20 protein-coding genes are annotated in these 23,569 nt (G+C 61.8%); 16 read left to right on the top strand and 4 right to left on the bottom strand.

What is annotated here, in order from left to right; all coding sequences use genetic code 11:
* Positions 1–54: 54 nt before the first annotated feature.
* Positions 55–1,029, bottom strand: a complete 975-nt coding sequence (locus tag Q9295_RS08185; RefSeq protein WP_306680047.1) for a porin — start codon at positions 1,027–1,029, stop codon at positions 55–57.
* A gap of 442 nt (positions 1,030–1,471) precedes the next feature.
* On the opposite strand from Q9295_RS08185, the gene Q9295_RS08180 reads away from it, so the two are divergent.
* The 6 genes from Q9295_RS08180 (at position 1,472) to Q9295_RS08155 (ending at position 7,613) form a co-directional block, all read left to right on the top strand.
* Entirely contained in the window at positions 1,472–2,002 is a 531-nt protein-coding gene (locus tag Q9295_RS08180) for a DUF3576 domain-containing protein (RefSeq protein ID WP_306680046.1), read from the top strand.
* Positions 2,003–2,115: 113 nt separating this feature from the next.
* A complete protein-coding gene (leuS, locus tag Q9295_RS08175) occupies positions 2,116–4,671 on the top strand; it encodes a leucine--tRNA ligase (RefSeq protein ID WP_306680045.1) in 2,556 nt (851 codons plus the stop codon).
* Positions 4,658–5,149, top strand: coding sequence for an LPS assembly lipoprotein LptE (gene lptE / locus Q9295_RS08170; RefSeq protein ID WP_306680044.1), 492 nt, complete (start codon positions 4,658–4,660; stop codon positions 5,147–5,149). Before leuS ends, lptE begins: the two co-directional genes overlap by 14 nt.
* Positions 5,146–6,162: a DNA polymerase III subunit delta gene (holA, locus tag Q9295_RS08165; protein WP_306680043.1), complete on the top strand. Its 1,017-nt coding sequence runs from the start codon at positions 5,146–5,148 to the stop codon at positions 6,160–6,162. The genes lptE and holA overlap by 4 nt, the downstream gene beginning before the upstream one ends.
* Before the next feature lie 21 nt (positions 6,163–6,183).
* The gene (locus Q9295_RS08160; protein ID WP_306680042.1) at positions 6,184–6,528 is read left to right on the top strand and encodes a hypothetical protein; all 345 of its coding nucleotides are present in this window, start codon (positions 6,184–6,186) and stop codon (positions 6,526–6,528) included.
* Positions 6,525–7,613 carry an HPP family protein gene (locus Q9295_RS08155; protein WP_306680041.1) on the top strand — a complete coding sequence of 363 codons (1,089 nt, stop codon included), beginning with the start codon at positions 6,525–6,527 and terminating at the stop codon, positions 7,611–7,613. The genes Q9295_RS08160 and Q9295_RS08155 overlap by 4 nt, the downstream gene beginning before the upstream one ends.
* Here Q9295_RS08155 and Q9295_RS08150 read toward each other — a convergent pair.
* On the bottom strand, positions 7,610–8,083 hold the full coding sequence (locus tag Q9295_RS08150; RefSeq protein ID WP_306680040.1) for a CAP domain-containing protein: 474 nt from the start codon (positions 8,081–8,083) through the stop codon (positions 7,610–7,612). The two genes, Q9295_RS08155 and Q9295_RS08150, sit on opposite strands and share 4 nt — an antisense overlap.
* A 238-nt stretch (positions 8,084–8,321) precedes the next feature.
* Between Q9295_RS08150 and Q9295_RS08145 the strand changes: the two genes are divergently transcribed.
* The 4 genes from Q9295_RS08145 to Q9295_RS08130 all read left to right on the top strand — a co-directional run bounded on the left by Q9295_RS08145 (position 8,322) and on the right by Q9295_RS08130 (position 12,492).
* Positions 8,322–9,479: an ABC transporter substrate-binding protein gene (locus tag Q9295_RS08145; RefSeq protein ID WP_306680039.1), complete on the top strand. Its 1,158-nt coding sequence runs from the start codon at positions 8,322–8,324 to the stop codon at positions 9,477–9,479.
* Positions 9,480–9,553: 74 nt separating this feature from the next.
* Complete coding sequence (locus Q9295_RS08140) at positions 9,554–10,552, top strand: ABC transporter ATP-binding protein (RefSeq protein WP_306680038.1); 999 nt, start codon at positions 9,554–9,556, stop codon at positions 10,550–10,552.
* 175 nt (positions 10,553–10,727) lie between these two features.
* Positions 10,728–11,663, top strand: a complete 936-nt coding sequence (locus Q9295_RS08135) for an ABC transporter permease (protein ID WP_306680037.1) — start codon at positions 10,728–10,730, stop codon at positions 11,661–11,663.
* The gene (locus Q9295_RS08130; protein WP_306680036.1) at positions 11,653–12,492 is read left to right on the top strand and encodes an ABC transporter permease; all 840 of its coding nucleotides are present in this window, start codon (positions 11,653–11,655) and stop codon (positions 12,490–12,492) included. Before Q9295_RS08135 ends, Q9295_RS08130 begins: the two co-directional genes overlap by 11 nt.
* A 129-nt stretch (positions 12,493–12,621) precedes the next feature.
* On the opposite strand, the gene Q9295_RS08125 is transcribed toward Q9295_RS08130, so the two are convergent.
* The gene (locus Q9295_RS08125) at positions 12,622–14,130 is read right to left on the bottom strand and encodes a trimethylamine methyltransferase family protein (RefSeq protein WP_306680035.1); all 1,509 of its coding nucleotides are present in this window, start codon (positions 14,128–14,130) and stop codon (positions 12,622–12,624) included.
* The gene (locus Q9295_RS08120) at positions 14,127–16,175 is read right to left on the bottom strand and encodes an oxidoreductase (protein ID WP_306680034.1); all 2,049 of its coding nucleotides are present in this window, start codon (positions 16,173–16,175) and stop codon (positions 14,127–14,129) included. The genes Q9295_RS08125 and Q9295_RS08120 overlap by 4 nt, the downstream gene beginning before the upstream one ends.
* A 121-nt stretch (positions 16,176–16,296) precedes the next feature.
* On the opposite strand from Q9295_RS08120, the gene Q9295_RS08115 reads away from it, so the two are divergent.
* The 6 genes from Q9295_RS08115 (at position 16,297) to Q9295_RS08090 (ending at position 23,568) form a co-directional block, all read left to right on the top strand.
* Positions 16,297–18,309, top strand: a complete 2,013-nt coding sequence (locus tag Q9295_RS08115; RefSeq protein ID WP_306680033.1) for a CocE/NonD family hydrolase — start codon at positions 16,297–16,299, stop codon at positions 18,307–18,309.
* Complete coding sequence (locus Q9295_RS08110) at positions 18,296–18,910, top strand: TetR/AcrR family transcriptional regulator (protein WP_306680032.1); 615 nt, start codon at positions 18,296–18,298, stop codon at positions 18,908–18,910. The genes Q9295_RS08115 and Q9295_RS08110 overlap by 14 nt, the downstream gene beginning before the upstream one ends.
* 48 nt (positions 18,911–18,958) lie before the next feature.
* Positions 18,959–20,068, top strand: coding sequence for a succinylglutamate desuccinylase/aspartoacylase family protein (locus Q9295_RS08105; protein ID WP_306680031.1), 1,110 nt, complete (start codon positions 18,959–18,961; stop codon positions 20,066–20,068).
* A gap of 39 nt (positions 20,069–20,107) precedes the next feature.
* On the top strand, positions 20,108–21,700 hold the full coding sequence (locus tag Q9295_RS08100) for a peptide ABC transporter substrate-binding protein (RefSeq protein ID WP_306680030.1): 1,593 nt from the start codon (positions 20,108–20,110) through the stop codon (positions 21,698–21,700).
* Positions 21,701–21,764: 64 nt separating this feature from the next.
* The gene (locus Q9295_RS08095; protein ID WP_306680029.1) at positions 21,765–22,685 is read left to right on the top strand and encodes an ABC transporter permease; all 921 of its coding nucleotides are present in this window, start codon (positions 21,765–21,767) and stop codon (positions 22,683–22,685) included.
* Complete coding sequence (locus tag Q9295_RS08090; RefSeq protein WP_306680028.1) at positions 22,678–23,568, top strand: ABC transporter permease; 891 nt, start codon at positions 22,678–22,680, stop codon at positions 23,566–23,568. The genes Q9295_RS08095 and Q9295_RS08090 overlap by 8 nt, the downstream gene beginning before the upstream one ends.
* The last annotated feature ends 1 nt before the right edge of the window (position 23,569 follow it).

Below are 23,569 nucleotides of genomic sequence, written 5' to 3'. Positions count from 1 at the left end.
AAAAGGGCGAGCCAATGGCTCGCCCTTCCCTGATCGAGAGATCGATCGTTCTGATTAGAACGACAGACCCAAACCCAGCGACCACTGGTCGTCCGAGGTGCCGCCAACGTCCGAGCCGTAGCCGAACATTGCCACAGCGCCGCCGCCGAGGTCGTAGTTCGCAACAGCGCCCCACGAGTCAACGTTGCCAGCTGCGCCGAAGTCAGCTTCGCCGTAGTTCACAGCAACGCCGATCGGGCCGGATTTGTAGGAAACTTCCAGGCCGAGGTGCGATTCGATGGAGCCTGCGAGCGAGCCGCCATTGATGAACTCGGGGCCGGTTGCGGCAGCCGGCGGGACAGCCGGAGCGAAGACGCCGGTGTCTTTGTAGTCGATGTAAGCGATCTTACCGCCGAAGCCGCCAGCCAAAGCTGCCGAAGCCGACACACCGATTGCCGAACCCAGGTCGCCCGCGTCTTGGTAGCCCAGACCCAGAGCAACGTCGGTGCCGCCCATGTTCGCGGTGTACTTCACAGCAACGCCGAGGATGGTTTCGGAGCCCGAAACGCCGTTGTTTTCTTGCTCAGCCGAGAGAGCGAAAGCAACATCGCCGAAGGTGTTTTCGTAACGAACGACTTGGTTGTCGCCTTGGCCGTCGAAGGCATTGCCGCCGAACCAAGCGTTATGGGTCGAGTGGTCGTCGGCGATCGAGGTCATGCCGCCGTCCATGTCGGCCAAAGCCCAGTCGATAGCGCCATCGGTGTCACCCATGGTCAGCTTGCCGAATGCGCCCGAAACCCAAACCGAGGTGCCATTGTCGTCGTTGACGTCAACGTCGGTCTCGTCCAGGTCGATCACAGCGCCGAACTCGAGGCCACCATCGGTGGTGCCCGAACCGGTGAACTTCACTTCAACGTCTTGCCAGAAAGCAACGTCGCCAGCTGCGTTCGACCAGATACCAATTTCGGCGTAGCCCGAAACAGCAACTTCAGCAGCTGCGAAGCCAGCGGTGCCGGCCAGCATGGTGGTAGCAAGGAGAATCTTTTTCATCGTTTTTCCCTCGTGGATTCAAGGATGCCCAACTCAGGGGAATCCGAATTGGGTATGCAGCGTATTTCGACCCAAGCTGCTACGATTGCAACGAAGACTGCCGAAAGCTTGGGCGATACGGGGCGTGATGGTGCAGGTTTGTCACACTGCCGGTTGCCCAGCCTTGGACCGGCAACCGTAGCGCTCTGAACGCATTTGTGCCGTTCGGCGCTTTGTGGCTGCGGTTGTGCGTCAGGTTTGCCCGGCGTCACCTGCGCCTGATGGGCCTGCGTGCGCAATGCGTGACTTTACCTATAGGGGTGCCTTTAAAGCGCCTGCGCGCGCCCGCAGTCTTCGGTTTTATGAGACTCTAAATGGCAAGCCGCTGCCCGTAGCGGGGAAAACCCTTGTTCGCCTGCTTTGGACGGGCTAGACAGCGCTCAGATGTCTTTCGGAGAGCCGCATGTCCTTGTCGCGCCTTGTCAGGTCGAACTTTGTCAGTGTCTCTCTAGCTATGGGCGCGACCTTGGTCCTTGCCAGCTGTGGCGCGCGTGACGGTGTGGTCACCGCCTCGGAGTTCAGCAGCCGCCAAGCGGCCGATGAAAAGCGCGCCGCGATTGCCCGCGCCAATGGCGAAGATACCCGTCGCAGCACGATCTGGGATCTCTTCTCTAACTCCCAAGACCCCAACACCACGGTTGAGGTGAACAAATATCTTTGGCAGGCCAGCCTTGAAGTTTTGAACTTCCTGCCCGTCGAATCGGTGGACCCGTTCACCGGCGTGATTTCCACCGGTTACGGCACGCCCCCCGGTGGCGGTACCGCCTACCGCGCCACGATCTATGTGCAAGACCCGGCGCTGGATGCCCGCAGCCTGAAAGTCTCGCTGCAGCGTCGCGGCGGCGGCACTGTCTCGGTCGAGACGCAGCGCGCTGTCGAGGATGCGATCCTCACCCGCGCCCGCCAGCTGCGCATCCGCGACTCTAAACTTTGACCAAAAGGGGCCACGGCCCCTTTTGCCACCTTCACCCCAATTCACGCTCAGGGCTGGACCTTCCGCCCCGCCACGGTGTAATTCCGCGGCTGAAATCTGCATGAGGCCTGTCGATGTCGCGCTATGACCCTTCGGTGATCGAACCCAAATGGCAAGGCGAGTGGGACAAGGCCGAAGCCTTTGCCGCCCGCCGCGATCCCGCCAAGCCGAAATATTATGTGCTTGAGATGTTCCCCTATCCTTCGGGGCGCATCCATATGGGCCATGTGCGCAACTACACGATGGGCGATGTGGTCGCGCGCACCAAATCCGGTCAGGGGTTCTCGGTGCTGCACCCGATGGGCTGGGACGCTTTTGGCATGCCGGCCGAAAACGCCGCGATGGAGCAGGGCGGCCACCCCAAAGATTGGACCTACGGCAATATCGCCGTGATGAAGCAGCAGATGAAGCCGCTTGGCCTGTCGATCGACTGGAGCCGCGAGCTTGCGACCTGCGATCCGGAATATTACGGCCAACAGCAGGCCATGTTCATCGACATGATGGACGCTGGTCTCGTCTACCGCAAAGCCGCCGTGGTGAATTGGGACCCGGTCGATATGACCGTGCTTGCCAATGAGCAGGTGATCGACGGCAAGGGCTGGCGCTCGGGCGCGGCGGTGGAGCGTAAAGAGCTGACACAATGGTTCTTCAAGATCTCGGATTATTCCGATGACCTCTTGAACGCCTTGGACGGGCTGGAAAACTGGCCGGAAAAAGTGCGGCTGATGCAGGCCAATTGGATCGGCCGCTCGCGCGGGCTGCAGTTCAGCTTTGACACGGTTGGTGCGCCGGAAGGTCTTGAGAAGATTGAGGTTTATACCACCCGCCCCGATACGTTGATGGGCGCAAGCTTTGCTGCCATTGCCGCCGATCACCCCTTGGCCAAGGCCTTGGCGCATCTGCCGCATGTCGCCGCTTTCCTTGAGGAATGCCGCAAGGGCGGCACCACCGCCGAAGAGATCGAGACCGCCGAGAAGATCGGTGTCGATACCGGCATCAAAGTGCGCCACCCGCTCGACGCCTCGATCGAACTCCCGGTCTATATCGCGAATTTCGTGCTGATGGATTACGGCACCGGTGCGATCTTTGGCTGCCCGGCGCATGATCAGCGCGACTTTGAATTTGCCACCAAATACGGGCTTTCCATCCCGCAGGTCTTCACCGCGCAAGGCGCGGACGAAGCCCCGCTGGCCGAGCCTTTCGTCCCCGCCAAGACCGAAAAAGTCCAATACATCCGTGGCTTTGCGGGCGAAGAGATCCAAACCGGCGATGACGCCATCGCCGCCGCCATCGCTTTTGCTGAAGCCAAGGGCTTTGGCACCGGCGTGACCAAATTCCGTCTGCGCGACTGGGGCATCTCGCGCCAGCGCTATTGGGGCTGCCCGATTCCGGTGGTGCATTGCGCCGCTTGCGGTGTGGTGCCGGAGAAGAAAGAAAACCTACCGGTCGAGCTGCCCTATGACGTGGCCTTCGACAAACCCGGCAACCCCTTGGACCGTCACGCCACTTGGCGCGACACCGCCTGCCCGAAATGCGGCGCCGCGGCCAAGCGCGAAACCGACACGATGGACACTTTCGTCGATTCGTCTTGGTATTACGCCCGCTTCACCGCGCCCCGCGCTTCCACCCCGACCGTGGCGGAAGATGCTGAATATTGGATGAACGTTGACCAATATATCGGCGGGATCGAGCATGCGATTCTCCACCTCCTCTATTCGCGCTTCTTCGCCCGCGCGATGCACAAGACCGGCCACCTGCCTGCCAAAGCGACCGAGCCCTTCAACGCGCTCTTCACCCAAGGCATGGTCACCCATGAGATCTATCTCACCCGCGACGAGCGCGGCCGCCCGGTCTATCACCTGCCCGAAGATATCATCCGTGGCGAGAATGGTGCGACGCTGAAAGACGGCACTGCGGTCGAGGTCATCCCCTCGGCCAAAATGTCGAAATCTAAGAAAAACGTCGTCGACCCGATGAACATCATCGCGCAATTCGGTGCCGATACCGCGCGTTGGTTCGTCCTGTCCGACAGCCCGCCCGAGCGGGATGTGGAATGGACCGCCTCGGGGGCCGAGGGCGCGTTCAAGCACCTCTCCCGCGTCTGGGGCCTCTCGGCCCGCATCGCCGATATGCCCGCCGATCACCAAGGCGGCGGCGATAAAGACCTTGCCCGCACCACCGCGAAAGCCGTGGATGAGGTCACCCGCAGCATCGAAAGCTTTGCCTTCAACAAGGCGATTGCGGCACTTTACGGCTTTGCCAATGCGATCAGCCGCGCCGATGCTTCGACCCCGGTGATCAAAGAGGCGATCCGCACCCTTGCGCAGCTGATGCAGCCGATGACCCCCCACCTCGCCGAAGAAATCTGGGCGATGCAGGGCGGCGCTGGCCTCTGCGCTCTGGCCGCTTGGCCGAAGGCTGACCCGGCGCTCTTGATCGATGACACCGTGACCTTGCCGATCCAGATCAATGGCAAGCGTCGGGCGGAAATCAGCGTGCCCAAGGATATGCCTGCGGCCGAGGTTGAAAAGCTGGCGCTGGCGAATGAAGATGTGACCAAATTCTTGGCCGGCACTGCGGTTAAGAAGATCATCGTCGTTCCGGGGCGCATCATCAATGTCGTCGTATAGCCGTCGCAGCTTTCTCGCGCTGGTCCCGCTTGCGGGGCTGGCAGCTTGCGGTTTCACCCCGGCCTATGCGCCCGGTGGGGCCGCAACCCGGCTGATGGGATCGGTGCGCGTCGCCGATCCTTCCGACAAGAACGGCTTTGATTTCGTTGAGCGAATCGAAGAGCGCCTCGGTCGGACCGAAGAGCGTCTTTACGATCTTGCCTATACGATCCGCACCGATTCGGTCGGAGTGGGTCTCACCACCGACCAACGGATCACCCGCTACAACCTCACCGGCGTGATCGATTACACCCTGACCGATGCCCAAACCGGCGCGCGGATCACCGGCGGGCAGGTGCAAAGCTTCACCTCTTACGCCGCCACCGGCTCGACCGTGGCGGGCCTCGCCGCCGAGGAGAGTGCCGCCTACCGGCTGATGCGGCTTTTGGCCGATCAGATCGTCGCCCGGCTGATCGCCGAGGCGGCCAAACTGCCGTGATCCTGAAGGGCGCCGAAGCGGCGCGCTATTGCGCCAAACCCGATCCCAACCGCGCGGGTCTCTTGATCTTCAGCGCCGATCCGATGCGGGTCGCCCTGAAGCGGCAAGAAGCGATCGCCGCTTTGATCGGCCCGCAGGGCGAGGGCGAAATGCGCCTCTCGCGCATCGCCGCCTCGGATTTGCGCAAAGACGCCTCGCTTCTGCTCGATGCGATCAAAGAGATCGGCTTCTTCCCCGGCCCCCGCGTCGCCTTTGTCGAAGACGCGACCGAAGGCCTGACCGAAGTCATCGGCCTTGCCTTGCGCGATTGGCAGCCGGGGGACGCCAATATCATCGTCACCGCCGGCTCTTTGACCGCGAAAAACAGCCTCAAGGGCCTGTTTGAAAAAGCCCCCAATGCCATCTGCATCGGGCTTTATGACGAACCGCCCAGCCGCGATGAGATCGAAGCCGAACTTGCCAAAGCCGGTCTGCGCCGCATCTCGCAAGATGCGATGGCTGACCTGACCACGCTGGCCCGCGCGCTTGATCCCGGCGATTTCCGCCAGACGCTTGAGAAAATCGCCCTTTATAAACATGGCGATGAGGGGGAGCTGACCCCGGCCGAGGTCGCCGCTATGGCGCCCGCCACCATTGATGCCGAAGTGGATGAGCTGATCCGCGCCGCCGCCGAGGGCCGCTCGCGCGACCTTGGCCTGCTGATGCGTCGGCTGGAAGGGCAGGGGCTCTTGCCCGTCACCATCTGCATCGGCGCCTTGCGGCATTTCCGCAGCCTGCATATCGCGATGACCGACCCCGGCGGCCTTCAATCCGGCCTGATGCGCGCCCGCGTCTTCGGCCCGCGCCGCGACCAGATGCAGGCCCAAGCCCGCGGCTGGGCGCTCCCGGTGCTTGAGGCCGCGATCACCGACCTGCTCGACGCCGACCTCACCCTGCGCTCCTCCTCACGCGCCCCCGGCATGGCGCTGATGGAGCGCTCCCTTTTGCGCATCGCCCACCGCCGCCGCGCCTGACCAATTCCAAAGGACGCCCCTATGGCCGCCACCCCTTCGCCCGCGCAGACTTTCCTCGCCCCTCTGGCCCGGCTCGCTGCCCGCTCCCCCCTGATCGAAGGTCTGGTGTTTTGGGAGGCCAGTGGCTGGCCCCATGACCCCGCCGAAGAGCTTGAGGCCGAAGAAATCGCCTTCTACGCCGAGGGCTTGCTGGATGAAGGTTTCAACCTTGATTGGCGGATCATGGCCGCAGGCGACGCGCCCGAAAAGCCCGACCATATCCAGCTTTGGGTGTCCGAGCCCGGTGCGCCGCCGCCCCCCGCGCCGCCGGGCGAAGGCTGGGTGATGCTTGACCGCGGCATCTGGCCGAAAGCCCCCGCGCCATGAAGACCGTCCTGCGCGCCCTTGGCCCGGCGATGCCGCGCCCGGCAACGGGCGATTCGGCCCGCGCCGCTTTGGGGGCCGCGCTGATCCTTCTCATCACCGGCCTCCTCCTTGGCCATTTGCCCGGAGCGCCTGCCGCAGGGCTCATCGCCCCCTTTGGCGCCACCGCCTTTCTGATTTGCGTGGTGCCGAACTCGCCCCTCGCCCAGCCTTGGTCGGTGGTGATTGGCAGCGTGGTCTCGGCCATGGCCGCCCTTGCAGCGCTCTGGTTGCTCCCCGCCAGCCTGCCGCCGCTCGCCATCGCTGGGCTTGCCGTGGCGCTCGCGATCCTTGCCATGCATGCCAGTCGCTCGATGCACCCGCCCGGCGGCGCTGTCGCCTTGGTGATCGTGCTCAGCGCCGACCCCGCCGCACCGCCCTCGCTGCTCTACGCGCTCTCTCCGGTTGGTGATGGTGCGGCGCTCTTGGTGCTCTGTGGCTACCTCTGGCACCGGCTTTCGGGCCGCACCTATCCCTTCCGCCAGCCCCCGGTGCAAAGCCCCAACCTCACCGCTGATCCTACCGCCGACCGTCGCCTTGGCCTGCGGCCCGAGGATCTGCAAACCATCCTCACCCGCTTGCGCCTTTCGCCCAACCTTGGTCCCGAGGACCTTGGTCGCGCTTTGGAAGTGGCCGAGGCCGAGGCGACCGCTCGCCATTTGGGCGGTCTCACCGCCGCCGATATCATGTCGCGCGACGTTGTGGCCTTGCCGCCCGAGGCCACCGCGCATGAGTTGGCCCAAGCCTTCCGCCATCACGGCTTTAACACCCTGCCGCTGCGCGATGCCAAGGGCGGTTTCGCGGGCCTCATCCATGACCGCGACCTGATCGAGGCTGACCCCGATCAACCGGCCACGGCCCTTGCCCAGCCCGCTGTTACTCAACCGCCCGAGGCGCAGCTGGCCGAGATCCTGCCGCTGCTTCTCGACACCCGCCAGCAAAGTCTGCCGATCGTTGACCAAGGCCAGCTTGTCGGCATCGTCACCCGCTCGGATCTTGTGGCGCTTCTGGCCGCCAAGATCCGCAGCCAAGCGCCCGAAACCGCCTAATTCGCGCCGCCGACATAGACGAAAAGCAGCTTGTTGCCCGAAAGGGCCACGGCCACGCCCATATCGCGCAACCTTGGGTCCAGCACATTCTCCCAATGCCCCGGCGAGTTGCGCCAAAGCCTTTGGGGAACCTGCGCGTTGTGCTGGGTGCTGCTGGCGATATTTTCCACCGCCGTGCCGACCCGGTAGCCCGAGGCCTTCACCCGGCGTGAAAAGCTAGGGCCCCCTTTGCCTTCATGGTCAAAATACCCGCGCCGGGCCATATCGCAGGCATGCGCCTGCGCGGCCGAGGCCAGCTGCGCTGAAGACCTCAACGATGACAAGCCACGCGCAGATCGCTCAGCATTCACCCATTGCATCACTTCGGTCACGATCTGGGCGGCATCGTTGGGCCGCGCACAGGCCAAAGCGCCAAGCGTTGAAAATGCATAGAAAAAGCTTGCAAGTATCGCAGGGCCAGGCAGGCGCATGCCAGTCTCTCCATCCAAGGATACCTACAATTTAGCACGACACCTCTGCCAAAGGATGTTCGTTTTTCACCGGTTTCTCTGCGCGGCTCGCGCGGTAAAGCGTGAACTATGGCGGCCAGAAACGGCTTAATGATTTAGCTTTGCGAAATGAAAAGCCTGACCTAGGCTTTTTCCCATGACCGGAAAAACCGGCGTCCGTGCGGCCATAGCCGCCCGAGGGATCAATGGGGAGTTTGCCATGACATCATTTAAGCTGCTTGCCACCACGGCGCTGGCACTGGTGACCGGGATCGTCCCGGCGCTGGCGCAGGTCACCGAACTCGGCGCCGGTGAAGGCCAGCTGAACATCGTCGCTTGGGCGGGCTATGTTGAGCGCGGCGAGACCGATCCCGGTTTTGACTGGGTGACCAAGTTTGAAGAAAGCTCAGGCTGCAAGGTCAATGTCAAAGTCGCCGCCACCTCGGATGAGATGGTGGCGCTGATGAATGAAGGCGGCTTCGACATCGTCACCGCCTCGGGCGATGCCTCCCTGCGGCTGGTCGCCGGCGGCCGGGTGCAGCCGATCAACGTCGACCTTGTGCCCTCGTGGAAGAATGTCGATGACCGGCTGAAAGATGCGGTCTGGCACACGGTCGACGGCGTGCATTACGGCGTGCCCTATATGTGGGGCCCCAACGTGCTGGTCTATAACACCGAGACCTTCAAAGAGCCGCCCACCTCCTGGAACATCGTCTTCGAAGAGCAAAACCTGCCCGATGGCCAGTCGAACAAAGGCCGGGTGCAGGCCTATGACGGCCCGATCCATATTGCCGATGCCGCGCAATATCTGATGTTCCACAAGCCCGAGCTGGGCATCACCTCACCCTATGAGCTGAACGAAGAGCAATATGCCGCCGCTTTGGATCTGCTGCGCGGCCAGCGCCAGATCGTCAGCCGCTATTGGCATGACGCCTTCATCCAGATTGACGACTTCAAGAATGAAGGCGTGGTCGCCTCGGGCTCTTGGCCCTTCCAGCGCAACCTTCTGCAAGCCGACGGCCAGCCGATCGCCTCGGTGATCCCGCAAGAGGGCGCCACCGGCTGGGCAGATACCTCGATGCTGCATGTCGATTCAAAGAACCCCAACTGCGCCTATATGTGGATGGAGCATTCTTTGTCCTCGAACCTGCAATCTGACCTTGCGGTCTGGTTCGGCGCCAACCCATCGGTGCCCGCGGCCTGCACCGATGGCTCGGGCAAATCGACGGCGGAAAGCTGCACCGCCAATGGCATGGATGACTTTGAGAAAATCCGCTTCTGGACCACCCCGGTCTCGAATTGCGCCCAAGGCGAGGGCGCTTGCGTGCCCTATTACCGCTGGGTCTCTGACTACATCGGCGTGATCGGCGGGCGCTGATCGCTTGAGCTTGCAGGATGGGCCGCGCGTCCATCCTGCCCCTTCGGCCAAGGCCCCAATCCCCGGACCCGCAGATGACCGCAGCCGTCACGTTTTCCAATGTCTCCCGTCACTTCGGCAGCACCAAAGCCGTGGACGGGGTCGATCTCACCGTGCCCGAAGGCGCGTTCTTCGCCATGCTCGGCCCCTCTGGCTCCGGCAAAACCACCTGCCTGCGGCTGATCTCGGGCTTTGAGCAACCCACCACCGGCGAGATCCGCATCTTTGGCGAGGATGTGAGCCGCATCCCCCCGCATCTGCGCGCGGTCAACACGGTCTTCCAAGATTATGCCTTGTTCCCCCATCTCAACGTCCGCGACAATGTCGCCTATGGGCTGATGGTCAAAGGCATGTCCCGCACCGCCCGCCACGCCCGCGCCGAAGAGATGCTGGCTTTGGTCAAACTCGAAGGCTACGGCGACCGCAAACCCGCACAACTCTCCGGCGGCCAACGCCAACGCGTGGCGCTGGCCCGCGCCTTGGTCAACGAACCCCGCGTCCTCTTGCTGGATGAACCCCTTGGCGCCCTCGATCTCAAACTGCGCGAGGCGATGCAGGATGAGCTTAAAGCCCTGCAAGCCAAACTTGGCCTCACCTTCGTCTTCGTCACCCACGACCAGCACGAGGCTTTGTCGATGGCCGATCACCTTGCGGTCTTCAACCAAGGCCGCATCGCGCAAGTCGGCAGCCCGCAAGAAATTTACGACCGACCCTCCAGCCGCTTCGTCGCTGATTTCGTCGGCTCCTCCAACGTCCTGCCGCCCGCCCTGACCCAAAGCCTCGGCGGCCCCGCGCAATGGTCCTCACTCCGTCCCGAATCGGTGCAATTGGTGGAACCCGGGAGCCCCGAGGGCCAGATCAGCGGCCAAGTCACCGGCCTGCGCTATCTCGGTGCCGCCACTCGCATCCTCCTCACCGCCCAAGGCACCGAAATCGCCGCCCTCCTGCCGAGCGGCCAACCCGTACCCGCGATCGGAGACACCCGCTCGCTGCGCTTCGACCCCAAAGCTCTGCATCTGATGGAGGGCGCATGACCATCGCTGCGCCCCGGACTCGCGTTGCTGTGAGTATTTATATCAAGATGAAAACCACGTTCCGCTTTCATCTTGACCGAAATACTCCGGGGGCTGCCGATTGCGTTCGCCATTGGTTCGAGAACCAATCGGCGGCGGGGCTGGCCCCCGGCGGTCGAACACAGAGGACCCACGCATGAAAGGCGCGATCCTCCCCGCCCGTGGCTGGGCCGATAAGCTCACCGCACTCTTTTGGCGCCGCCCGGGGCTGCTGCTGCTCCTCCTCATCACCCCGCCGCTTCTCTGGCTGGGGGTGGTCTATCTTGGCTCCCTCGCCGCCCTCCTGCTGCAAAGCTTCTATTCCATCGATGAATTTTCCGGCGTGGTGAAAGAGGAATTCACCCTCAAAACCTATGCCGAGCTTTTTCGGGCGCAAAACCTCGACATCATCCGCCGCACCGTGCTGATGGCCGGTGCCGTCACCCTGACCTCGGCGATCCTTGCCTTCCCCATCGCCTATTTCGCCGCCCGCTACGCCAAAGGCGCATGGAAAGCTGCCTTCTACCTCGGCATCATGCTGCCCCTGTGGTCGAGCTATCTCGTCAAAGTCTACGCGTGGAAGCTGATCCTCGCCAAAGAGGGTATCCTCACTTGGGCGGCCGAGGGCACGCATACATCATGGATCATCAACGGGATCCTCTCGATACCGGGTCTGGAAAGCTCCTCCCTCTCCACCTCTCCGGCAGGCACCTTCATGGTCTTCGTCTATGTCTGGCTGCCCTATATGATCCTGCCAATGCAGGCCGCGCTTGAGCGTGTGCCGACCTCGATGCTGGAAGCCTCCAGCGACCTTGGCGCCACCTCGGCCCAAACCTTCCGCACCGTGATCCTGCCGCTTGCGATGCCCGGCGTGATCGCAGGCTCGATCTTCACCTTCTCGCTGACTTTGGGCGATTACATTATCCCGCAAATCATTGGCAATTCGGCCAATTCCATCGGCATGGCGGTCTATCAGCTGCAAGGCACCGCCGGGAATATCCCGCTCGCCGCCGCTTTCGCCGTGGTGCCGATCCTGATCATGCTGATCTATCTGGCTTTGGCCAAACGGGCGGGGGCTTTCGATGCGCTCTGACCTCAGCCTCTCTGACCCCAGACTCTCTGGCCCGCGCGCCTCGCTTGGCCTCAAAGCCGCCGCCTTCGCGGGGCTTTTGTTCCTGCACCTGCCGATCCTGCTGATCTTCCTTTATGCCTTCACGACCGAGGAGAAGACCTATCAATTCCCGCCGCCCGGCCTCACCACCCAGTGGTTCGGCGTCGCTTGGAACCGCGCCGATATCTGGCCGCCCTTGTGGCTCTCGCTCAAGGTTGCCAGCGTCGCCACGATCCTTGCCATCATCCTCGGCACGCTCGTCGCCGCCGCCATGTCGCGCGCCAAATTCTTCGGCCGCGAGCAACTCTCGCTTCTGGTCATCCTGCCCATCGCTCTGCCCGGCGTCATCACCGGCATGTCGCTGCGCTCGGCCTTCGGCGTGATGGAGATCCCGTTCAGCACTTGGACGATCATCCTTGGCCATGCCACCTTCTGCATCGTCATCGTCTATAACAACGCCGTCGCCCGGATGCGCCGCCTGTCCGGTGGCATCATGGAGGCCTCGGCCGATCTTGGCGCCAATGCCTTCCAGACCTTCCGCTATGTGCTGCTGCCCAACCTCGGCTCGGCGCTCTTGGCCGGGGGGATGCTCGCCTTCGCGCTCAGCTTTGATGAGGTGATCGTCACCACCTTCACCGCAGGCCAGCAAAGCACCCTGCCGATCTGGATGTATAATGAGCTGATCCGGCCAAGGCAGCGCCCAGTGACCAATGTGGTCGCCATTGTGGTCTTTGCCGCGACCTTCCTACCGATCCTGATCGCCTATTACCTGACCCGCGGCGGGTCCGAGACGGCGGGCGGCGGCAAATAAGCCGCCCTACCGTTAACCATTGGGTGAAGCGCAAAAAGCCCGACCAAAGCCATACGTAAACCATACGTAAAACAGCCCAAAACCATACGTAGATTTTCGGGCCTTTTCCGAAGGTTAACCGAGCCGAGGTCAGTTCATCGGCGCGCCACCTTCGGCTTTGCGTTTTGTCACCCAAGCGGCCAATTCTTCCGCCCGATCCTCAGGCAATTTCGGCTCTTGGTATTCCGCCAGAAGCTTTGGCCAAAGCGCCGAGGCACGCTCCACCGTTCCCAAACTGCCGCCCGCCTTCCAAGCCTCATGCGCCGTCCAGTCCGAGATCAGCGGCTTATGGAAGGCCTCGCGGTAGCGCTCAAGTGTATGAGAAGTCCCGAAGAAATGCCCGCCGGGGCCAACCTCGGCAATCGCCTGAAGCGCCAATTCGCTCGGATCGGTCGAGACGGGCTGCTGCATAGCTTGCAGCATTTGCAGCATCTCGGCGTCGAGAATAAGTTTTTCAAAACTGGCGGTTAGCCCGCCATGCATCCAGCCCGCCGCATGGTTGACGAGATGCGCGCCGCCCAGCATCACGCCCCAAAGCGACATCATGCTCTCATAAGCCGCCTGCGCATCCACCGCATTGGCCGAAGTCACGTTGGAAGACCGGAACGGCACCCCAATCCGACGGGCAAGCTGCCCAGAAGCCATTGAACAGATGGAATATTCCGGAGTGCCAAAAGCAGGCGAGCCCGAGAGCATATCGACGTTTGAGGTGAAGCCGCCATACATCACCGGCACCCCGGGCCGCACGATTTGCGTCAGGATAATCCCCGCCAAAGCCTCGGCATGTTGCAGGACCAAAGCCCCCGCCAAAGACACCGGCGCCATCGCCCCCGACAGGGTGAAAGGCGTGATCACATTGACCTGCCCATGCTCGGCCATTGTGATCAGTCCCTCGCACATCGGGATGTCCAATTGCAGCGGGGAATTGGTGTTGATGATGCCCAAAAGGCAGGGGTTTTCTGCCATATATTCAAGGCTTTGCCCCATGCCAAGCTGGGCCGCCTCAAGCCCATCAAGCGTGCGGCGGCGGCCCAGAGTCTGGGTCTGCCAGTTCTTATCCAGAAGCCGGATCTGCGAGGAATAGATGTCGAGATGCCGCGTATGCGCCGGCAATTCCATCGGCTCAAACGGCCCGCCACCCTCTTGCTGGATGACGTTCAAAACCTGCACCAAACGCAGGTAATCCTCCATCTCCGAGAGCGTCCCTTCGCGCCGCCCGCGCTGAAGATCCATCACATAGGCCGGCCCGCCGACCGAGGCAAAAACCGTATCCGCGCCACCTAAAGTCAAATTGTGCAATGGGTTACGGGCGGCCAGCGTAAACCGCGCGGGCACGGTTTTAAGGTGTTCCTCCACCATCTCTGGGTCGAAACGGACCATCTGTCCGTCGACCTTCCCCCCCGCGTCACGGAAGCGATCGCGCGCGCCATCCTCCAGCACCCGCATGCCGGTATCGCGCAGGACGGTCAGCGCGGCCTGATGGATCGCCTCAACCTGATCGGCGCTGATCGCCTCCACCGGGCCAATATGCCTCGGCACTTGGCCAAAGGGGCGTTGCTGCACCGCCGCTTGGCGGCTGCGTTCGGGGCGGCGGCTCATGCTTGCAACTCAAGGCTGGGGATTGCGAAATCCCGTTTGATCAAAGGCTTGGCGGAAATCTCCCGTGCCGTCTTATGCGCGCTATAGGTCACATGTGCCAAGGCGCCGGGCGCAAATGCATCCCCTGCAAGATGCACCGAAATTGCCCCCAAGGCCCGCAATTCCTCGGCCAGACTGGAGCGGGAAACCCGTGTGCCGACCAGCACAACCGAGGCCGCCGCAACCTCAGACGGCGTCTCTGAGAGCATATGCGCCAGCCGCACCACCCCGCCGTCAAACCCGGTCACTCGTTCTGCGGTCCGCAGGGTAATTCCTTTTGCGGCAAAGGACTTATGCACCTGCGGTTGCTCATTGGTCATGAAACCCCAAGCCGCCGCATTGCCCGCCGTGGTGACATGCGTCACCTCAAGCCCCTTGCCCGAAAGCCATTCACTGACGGCCGAGCCCATGTAGTAATTGTCGAAATCATGCACCAAAACAGGGCCTTGCGGGATGCGCCCTGCGGCCAAATCGGTGGGCGTATAGACCGCAGCCCCCTCAAGCCGCCCCTCGGGGATCTCATTCGGCCCGCAGAGCGCGCGGTCCCAATCGGCGCCGGTGGCCACAACGATGTGGTCTGCACCAAACTCCATAGCCTCTGCTGCCGTCAGCGGGCTTTCGGGATAAAGCGTGACATTTGGCAGCTTTGCGAGCTGCCCCAGCCGATAATCTGCCACCCGGAACCACTGCCGCAACCCCGGTAGGCTGCTTTCCCACAAAAGCCGCCCACCAAATTCGCGCCGCGCTTCGGCGAGGCTCACCTCAAAGCCGCGCCGCGCCAAGGTCAGCGCCGCCTCCAGCCCCGCCGGCCCGCCGCCGATCACCAGCACCGAACCCGCTGAATCTTTTGTAACTTTCTCCGGATGCCAGCCCCGGCGATATTCCTCGCCCACCGTCGGGTTCTGCGTGCAACGCACCCAAACCCCGTCATGCCACGAGGAAATGCAGATGTTGCAGCCGATACATTCACGAATATCCTCCTCGCGCCCCTCATTGATCTTGGCGGGCAGGAAGGGGTCAGCGATCGAGGGCCGCGCGCCGCCGATCAGGTCAAGAACGCCGCGCTTCACCATCGACACCATCGTATCGGGCGAGGTGAAACGCCCCACGCCAACCACGGGCTTCGTGGTGACTTTCTTCATGAATTCAATCGTCTGCTCATGGCTTCCTTCGGCCGAATAGCGGCTTGGCGCGCAGTCAAAGGCCGAATAATCCATCTTCACATCGAACAGATCCGGCGCGTCTTTGAGGTAGGACATCACCTCATGCGCCTCGGATTCCGCGACCTCAGAAGGCCGCGACCGCAGCTCTTGCATCGAGATCCGCAAGGCCACCGCACAGCGCCCGCCGGTGGCATCGCGCACAGCGTCAATCAGCTCTTCCGTTAACCGAACCCGGTTTTGCACCGAGCCGCCATAGGCATCTGTGCGGTGGTTATAATCCGACAAAAGGAATTGATAGGGCAGGTAGCCCATGCCGGAATAGACATAGAGGATGTCAAACCCGGCCTCCTCAGAGCGCTTTGCCGCTTCGGCATGCCAGCGGATGAGATCGCGAATATCCTGCGCATCCATGACCTTAGGGCGGGCCGAGGTCATGAAGCCGACATGGGTCGCCATCCAAGGCACGCCCGAGGGCGACAAAGGCGCGAAGCGGGTGGTGCGGTTCATCGCGGCCGCCCCGCCGTGCCAGAGCTCTACCCCCGCCAAAGCGCCATGCGCGTGGACTGCATCAGTCATTAACCTATGCGCCTTAATGTCGGCCTTGTCCCAGAGCGTGGCATTCGGAAACGGGCTGTCGTCAGACGAAGGATCCACCGAACAGGCCCCGGTGCAAACCACGCCCCAACCGCCCTCGGCCTTCATGCCGCGAAACGCAGCGCGCACGCGCGGGCTGACATTGGTCATGCCGCTGGCATGCGGCACCTGAAAGAACCGGTTTGGGGCGACTTTCGGGCCAATTTGAACCGGCTCGAACAGGGTATTGTAGCGGGGATTCCGGGGCATGGTGACTCCTTGCTGAACATTCGTATAGTAAGAGCGCCTTCCGCGATCGGTCAAGCATGCATGAGTGTTTGACAGAAGATCGCGCCTTGTTGCATGGTCGTTCAGTAGCAGGGGGTGACCGGTGGCCGAGATCCGCACAGATTTTCCGCATCAGGTGGACGTGGTGGAGAATCTCTTCATCCCTTTGCCCGATGGCACCCGGCTGGCGGCCAAGATCTGGCGTCCGGCTTCCGGCAAGCATCCGGCGATCTTGGAATATCTGCCCTACCGCAAGCATGACGGCACCCGTTCGCGCGATCAGGGGCTGCATATGTATCTGGCCGGGCATGGCTATGCCTGTATCCGCGTGGATATCCGCGGCTGTGGCGAGAGCGAGGGGCTGCTTTACGACGAATATTCGCTGCAAGAACAGTTGGATGGCGTCGATCTGATCGCTTGGATCGCGGCGCAGGATTGGTGCGACGGTCAGGTTGCGATGATCGGGATATCTTGGGGCGGTTTCAACGGCTTGCAGATCGCGGCCCGTCAGCCTCCGGCGCTGAAAACGGTGATCGCGGTGGGCTTCACCGATGACCGCTATGCCACTGACGTGCATTACATCGGTGGTTGTCTGTCCAAGGACAATCTTGATTGGTCGGGCACGATGGTGGCCGGCATGGACCTGCCGCCGGATCCGGCTTTGCACGGCGACGCTTGGCGGCAAATCTGGCTGGATCGGATCGAAGCGAATGATCCTTGGGGCCTTATTTGGCTCGATCATCAGCGGCGTGATGAATACTGGCAGCAGGGCTCGGTTTGTGAGGATTTCTCGGCAATCCAGATCCCGGTCTATGCGGTTTCGGGCTGGGCGGACAATTACTCGGAAGCGGTGCCGCGGCTTCTGGCGGGGCTTGGCGCGGATAAGGTGCGCGGGCTGATTGGCCCTTGGGCGCATAGTTATCCGCATGATGTTACGGTGGAACCGGCGATCGGCTGGCTGCAAGAAGTGCTGCGCTGGTGCGATCATTGGATGAAGGGGCGTGACACCGGCATCATGGACGAACCCGCTTTGCGGGTTTGGATGCAAGAGGGGCTGCCGCCGAAACCTTGCTATACTGAGCGGCCCGGCCGCTGGGTGGGCGAGGATCAATGGCCCTCACCGCGCATTGATTGGCGGCAGTATCATCCGGTTGGCGCGGGCTTAAACGCGGCAGCAGCTCCGGGCAAAGCGCAGATCTCTTCGCCGCTTTGGGTGGGGATGGCGGCGGGCGAGATTGGCCGCTACGGCGCGGATGCCGATTGGCCGGTGGACCAGCGCGAGGATGATGCGGGCTCACTGGTCTGGCTGTCAGAGCCCTTGCCCGAGCGGCTGGAAATCCTTGGCGCGCCGAGGGTTACCCTGCGAGTCTCCAGCGATAAGCCGTTGGCTTTGGTCGCGGCGCGGCTGAACGATGTGGCCCCGAACGGCGCCTCAACTCGGGTGACGTTGGGGCTGATGAACCTGACGCATCATCAGGGCCACGGAAATCCGCAAGCCCTTGTTCCGGGGCAGGAAATCACTGTTGAGGTCGAGCTTGACGATATCGCCCATGCCTTTGCGGCGGGCCATCGCATCGGCCTGTCGCTCTCGTCCAACTATTGGCCGATCGCTTGGCCATCGCCCGAGGCGGTGACGCTGACCATCGACACCGGTGCCACCGTGCTGCACCTGCCGGTGCGCCCGCCGCGCGCCGAGGATGCGCATCTGCGCGCCTTCGATCCGCCTGAGGCCGCGCCGGAATCACCGATGATCAGCCATCCGGTCGCCCCCGCCAGTCCGCGCCGGATCACCCGGGACCTGCTTGAAGGCCGCATCACGGTCGATTTCCCGCGCTGGACCTATGATCACGAGTTCCCCGAGATTGGCATTCGCCAGCGCAGCGACGGCTTTGCCCGCTATCAGATCACTGAGGGAGACCCGTTATCGGCTGAGATGTCATTGGCTTACAGGGTTGATCAGATCCGCAAGGACGGCACATTCACCCATGAAAGCCGCGCCAGAATGACCTGCGATCTGACGCATTTCCATCTGACCGCCGAGACGGTGATCAGCGAAAACGGCAGTGAGATTCGCCGCCGGTCTTGGGAAAGGGCGATCCCGCGTGACCATATCTGAGCCTCCAAAATTCCGCCGTTACGCCGCCGAAGAGCGGGCCGCGATGCTGGTGAAGGCCGGACTTGAATGTCTTGGGGAGGGCGGGATCACCGCCTTCACCATCGACAATATCTGCAAAAAGGCCGAGGCCTCGCGCGGTTTGATCGCGCATCATTTCGGTTCAAAAGACGGGCTCTTGGCGGCGGTTTACGAGGCAGCTTATGAGCCGATGCTGCAAGAGGTGAACTCGGACCCGCCGCTGAAATTTCCCTCAATGTTAAAGCGCATTTTCGGCGTTGAAAGCTACAGCGTTGAAAACCTTCGGATTTGGTTGGCGCTTTGGGGGGAGTTTGCAGTGAACCCCAAACTGCGCGCGGCCCATCAACGCAATTACGGCAGCTACAAAGCGGCGGTCGAGGCGGCGATTGAAGAGCATTGCTTTGCGCATGGGTTGAAGGTGGATGCGGCCGCAATGGCTGCCTCGGTGATCGCTTTGGCGGATGGCTTTTGGCTTGAACAATGCATCGATCCCGAAGGGTTTGATTCCGCGCGTGCACTGGCGGCGGCGCAAAGCTTGCTAGAGCCATTGCTGGGCAAGCTGGAGGATGCGGATGAGAGTTGATCGACTTGAAAAACCTGCAAAGATCATTGCTGACCCGGTGAGGTTGCCATGAAAACTGAGATCCTAGATCTGACGCCCGTAAGCCCCGGCAGCCGCCGCCAGCTGACCCGTCATTTCTGGGATGCGGGGGGCGGCCCCAAGGTCTATCTGCAAGCCGCTTTACATGCCGATGAAATGCCGGGGGCGATCCTCCTTTGGCATCTGATGGAACTTTTGGATACGGCCGAGGCTGAGGGGCGGATCACCGGGCAGATCTCGGTCGTGCCATTCGCCAATCCGATCGGGCTGACGCAATGGCTGCAAGGCAAGCCGCAGGGGCGGCAAGACCTTGAAACCATGCAGAATTATAATCGTGGCCATTTCGATCTTGCCGCTTTGGCGGGCGATGCGCTGGAAGGTCAGTTGACCCAAGATGCAGGCCAGAACACCAAGATCATCCGCGCAGCTTTTGCCAAAGCCCTAAAGGCACTGGCCCCGAAATCCGAGAATGAAGAGCTGCGTCAGCGGCTTTTGCAATGGTCGCATGATGCTGATCTGGTGCTGGATCTGCACTGCGACCATGAGGCGGTGATGCATTTCTACACCTCCTCCTCGCACCCCGCGCTGACCGAGGCTTTGGGCCGCTGCACCGGGGCCGTGCTTGCGCTGATGGAAGATACCTCTGGCGGCAATGCCTTTGATGAGGCGCATACCGCGCCTTGGCGGGCGCTGCAAAAGCGCTTCCCGGACCATCCGATTGCGCAGCCGACCTTCGCCACCACACTGGAATATCGCGGTCAGCGCGATGTCTCGGATGCGCAGGCGCAGCAAGATGCGTTGAATATGATGGCGTTTTTGGGTGCGGCGGGTGTGATCTCCGGCGCGCCAAAGCCCGCCCATCCGCCCGCCCTGCAAACTCCGCTCAATGGCGCGGGTGAGGTTTTTGCCGCGCAGGGCGGCATTGTGACTTGGGCGCTGACGCCGGGAGCAATGGTCGAGAAGGACCAGATCCTTGGCCATGTCAGCGACCCTTTGACCCGGCGGCGCTTGCCGCTTCTTGCCCCCAATGCCGGGCTTTTCTTCCGGCGTGATTTACACCCCTTCTGCCTGAAAGGGCAGGGGCTTGCGCATGTCGCCGGGGAGACCCCGGTGCGAAGTGGGGACCTACTTTCAAACTAAAATCACTAAAAATAAACAATAATGACAGGGAGTTAGACCATGAAGATGAAGGGAATTGGCCTGTTACTTGCCAGCGCGGCGCTGTCCTTTGGCTTGGGCGGGGCGGCGATGGCGGACGGGGTTTTGGATCGCGGCATGGGCTCGGAATGGTCGACGCTGGACCCGCATGTCGTCTTTGACGGCGCGACCGGCTGGATCTTGATGGATGCCTATGAGGGGCTGATCAACTTCGGTCCCGGTGGCACGATCGTGCCCGGCGCGGCTGAGCGTTGGGAAAGCTCTGAAGATGGTTTGACCCATACCTTTCATCTGCGCGAAGGCTTGAAATGGTCGAATGGCGAGCCGCTGGTGGCGCAAGATTTCGTCAATGCCGTCTCGCGCACGCTGAACCCTGATACGATTTCGGAGAAGGGTTATTACTTCTATTCCACGGTCAGCATCACCGGGGCCGCGGCTTTGGCCAATGGCGAGACCACGGATGTCTCGACCCTTGGCGTCACCGCGCCCGATGATCGCACGGTTGTGATCACTTTGGACAATCCCGCGCCGCATCTGCTGTATCTGATGGGCGCTTTCCAGATGTCGCCAGTCCATAGCCCGAGCCTTGAAGCCAGCGGCACCGCGGCCTTTGGCGATCCGACCAAAGTGGTCACGAACGGCGCCTATGCGATCAAGGAAGTCGTGCCGCAAAGCCATATCCTTTTGGAAAAGAATCCCAATTACTGGGACGCGGCCAATGTTAGCATCGAGAAGGTGAAGTATTACGTCACCGAAGATGTCGCGACCGAGCTGAAGCGTTTCCAAGCCGGTGAGCTGGACATCACCTATGATATCCCGGTGAACCAAATCGAGGCGCTGAAGGCCGAGATCCCGGATCAGGTGATGATCGCGCCCTCGACCTATGTCTCGTTCTACAGCTTCAACCTGACGAAGCCCGAGTTCCAAGACATCAATGTCCGCACCGCTTTGGCTTGGGCAATCAACCGTGAGGTTTTGCAAGAGAAGATCGTCAAGGGCGGTGCAACACCCTCTTATGCTTTCGCGGGGGGCGTGGATCCTGAATATAACGGCCCGCAGATGCCGGGCTTTGAGCTGAGCCAGGAAGAGCGTGAGGCCAAAGCGAAAGAGTTGATGGCGGCGGCGGGCTTTGGTCCCGACAATCCCTTGAAGATCAACGTTGTGACCACTGTGGCCGAAGACCGCATGCGCATCGCGCAAGGGGTGGCGCTGATGTGGAAACAGGTGCTGGGGGTCGAGACCGACATCCGCGGCATGGAGCGCAAGGCTTGGCTCGATGAGTTCTACACCACCAATTGGGATGTCTTCTCGGATGGTCTGATCGGCGATTTCGCCGGGGCCGAGACCTTCTTGTCCTACATGCGCCCCTCGGCCGAGCCCGGCTACAACTGGGTCAGCCCCGAATATGACGCGGCGATGGATGTGGCAGGCACCAAGGCTGACAAGGCCAGTCGTGATGTTGAACTTGCGAAGGCCGAGAAGATCCTGCTCGACGATATGACCCTGGCCCCGATCGCGGTTGAGCCGATGCGCGCTTTGGTCAGCACCAAGGTCAATGGCTGGATCCCCTCGGCCACCGGTTATTACAACAGCCAGTATCTGCGTCTGGAATAACCAACCGATTGGCGGGCGGCCCCTTGGTATTATCGGGGCCGCCCTACTTAGGCAGGAACATTGTATGTTACGCTTTATCGGCAAGCGGTTATGGAATGGCGCGCTGACGCTTGCGGCCTTGGTCACCTTGACGTTTTTCGTCATGCGGTTGGCCCCCGGCGGCCCTTTCTCGCGCAATCGCAAGATCAGCAAGGAAGTCCAGGCCAATATCGAGGCGGCCTTTCATCTTGATGAGCCGGTGATCCAGCAGTTTGGCCGCTTCGTCTGGCGCTTGCTGCATTTCGACCTTGGCCCCTCGACCCGGTTTCGCGACTATAGCGTCAACGACCTGATCGCCTCGGGCCTGCCCTATTCGCTGACCATCGGCTTTTGGGCGATGGTGGTGGCGACCTTCGTCGGCATCGCGCTGGGCATCCTTGGCGCTTTGCGGCGCAATGGGATGACGGATTACGTTGCAGGTACGATCGGCGTGATCGGCATCGCCATTCCGATCTTCGTGATCGGTCCGGTGGCGCAGGCCTATTTCGCGCTGCATTTGGGCTGGCTGCCAGTGGGCGGCATGGGGGCAGGGTGGAAATCTTGGGTCTTGCCCGTACTGGTGCTGGCCTTGCCCAATATCGCCTATATCAGCCGCCTCACCCGCACGTCGATGATCGAGACGATGCGTGAAAACTACGTCCGCACTGCCCGCGCTAAGGGGATCGGCGGGCGAAGGGTGTTGCTGAAACATACGCTTAAAGGAGCTTTGCTGCCGGTGGTGGCCTATCTTGGCCCCGCCACGGCGGCGATCATCACCGGCTCGGTGTTGATCGAGACGGTCTTTGCTCTGCCCGGCATCGGGCGGCACTTTGTCGATGCGGCTTTGAACCGCGACTATCCGCTCGTGACCGGGATCACGCTTCTCTACGGCGGCATCGTCATTCTTTTCAACATCGGCACCGATGTCTTGCGTGCCTGGATGGACCCGAGGTTGCGCCATGCCTAGCGACATCTCCCCCCCCTTCGCCGCGCCAACGGCAGAGCCAGCTTCGACGCTTCGGCTGCAATTCCGGAGGTTTCGCAAGAACCGGTTGGCGATGGCTTCGGTCTATCTGCTGACGCTGATCGTGTTGATGTGCTTCTTTGGCCCGATGTTCTTCCCCTTCACCGGGGAGGATGCCGATTTCGACAACATTGGCGCGCCGGTGAACCTCTTCTCGATCCACCCCTTTGGCACCGATGACTATGGCCGCGATCTTTTCATCCGCGTGCTTGAGGGGGGGCAAGTCTCGCTGACCATCGGTTTCCTTGGCGCTTTGGTCGCGGGTGGCATTGGCGTCCTGTACGGTGCGGCGGCGGGTTATGTCGGCGGGCGGCTCGACGGCTTCATGATGCGGCTGGTCGAGGTGCTTTACGGCTTTCCTTATGTGATCCTTGTGATCCTCCTGAGCCTTCTCTTCGGCGGCGGCACGGTCTCGTTGTTCGCCGCCATCGTCTTCACCCTTTGGCTCACCCCCGCCGTGATCGTTCGCGCCCAAGCCCAAAGTCTGGCGCAGCGCGAGTTCATCCAGGCCGCCCGCGCAGGGGGGATGACCGGCGGGCGCATCGTGCTGCAACATATTGTGCCGAACTGTGTCTCGGTGGTGATCGTCTACGGCAGTCTTTTGGTGCCCGAGGTGATCTTGTCGGAAAGCTTCCTGTCCTTCCTTGGCATCGGTGTGAAGGAACCGCAGGCGAGCTGGGGCAACCTGATCCAAGTTGGCACCTCGGCGATGAGCACCGATCTGCGGCTTCTCCTATTGCCCGGCGGGCTTCTGGCCACCGTGCTCTTTTGCCTGAACTTCATCGCCGATGGGCTGCGCGATGCCTTTGACCCCAATGACCGTTGAT

Source organism: Pseudogemmobacter lacusdianii (genome assembly GCF_030848395.1).
Taxonomy (GTDB): domain Bacteria; phylum Pseudomonadota; class Alphaproteobacteria; order Rhodobacterales; family Rhodobacteraceae; genus Pseudogemmobacter; species Pseudogemmobacter lacusdianii.
This window is presented reverse-complemented; position numbering and strand designations above follow the sequence as displayed.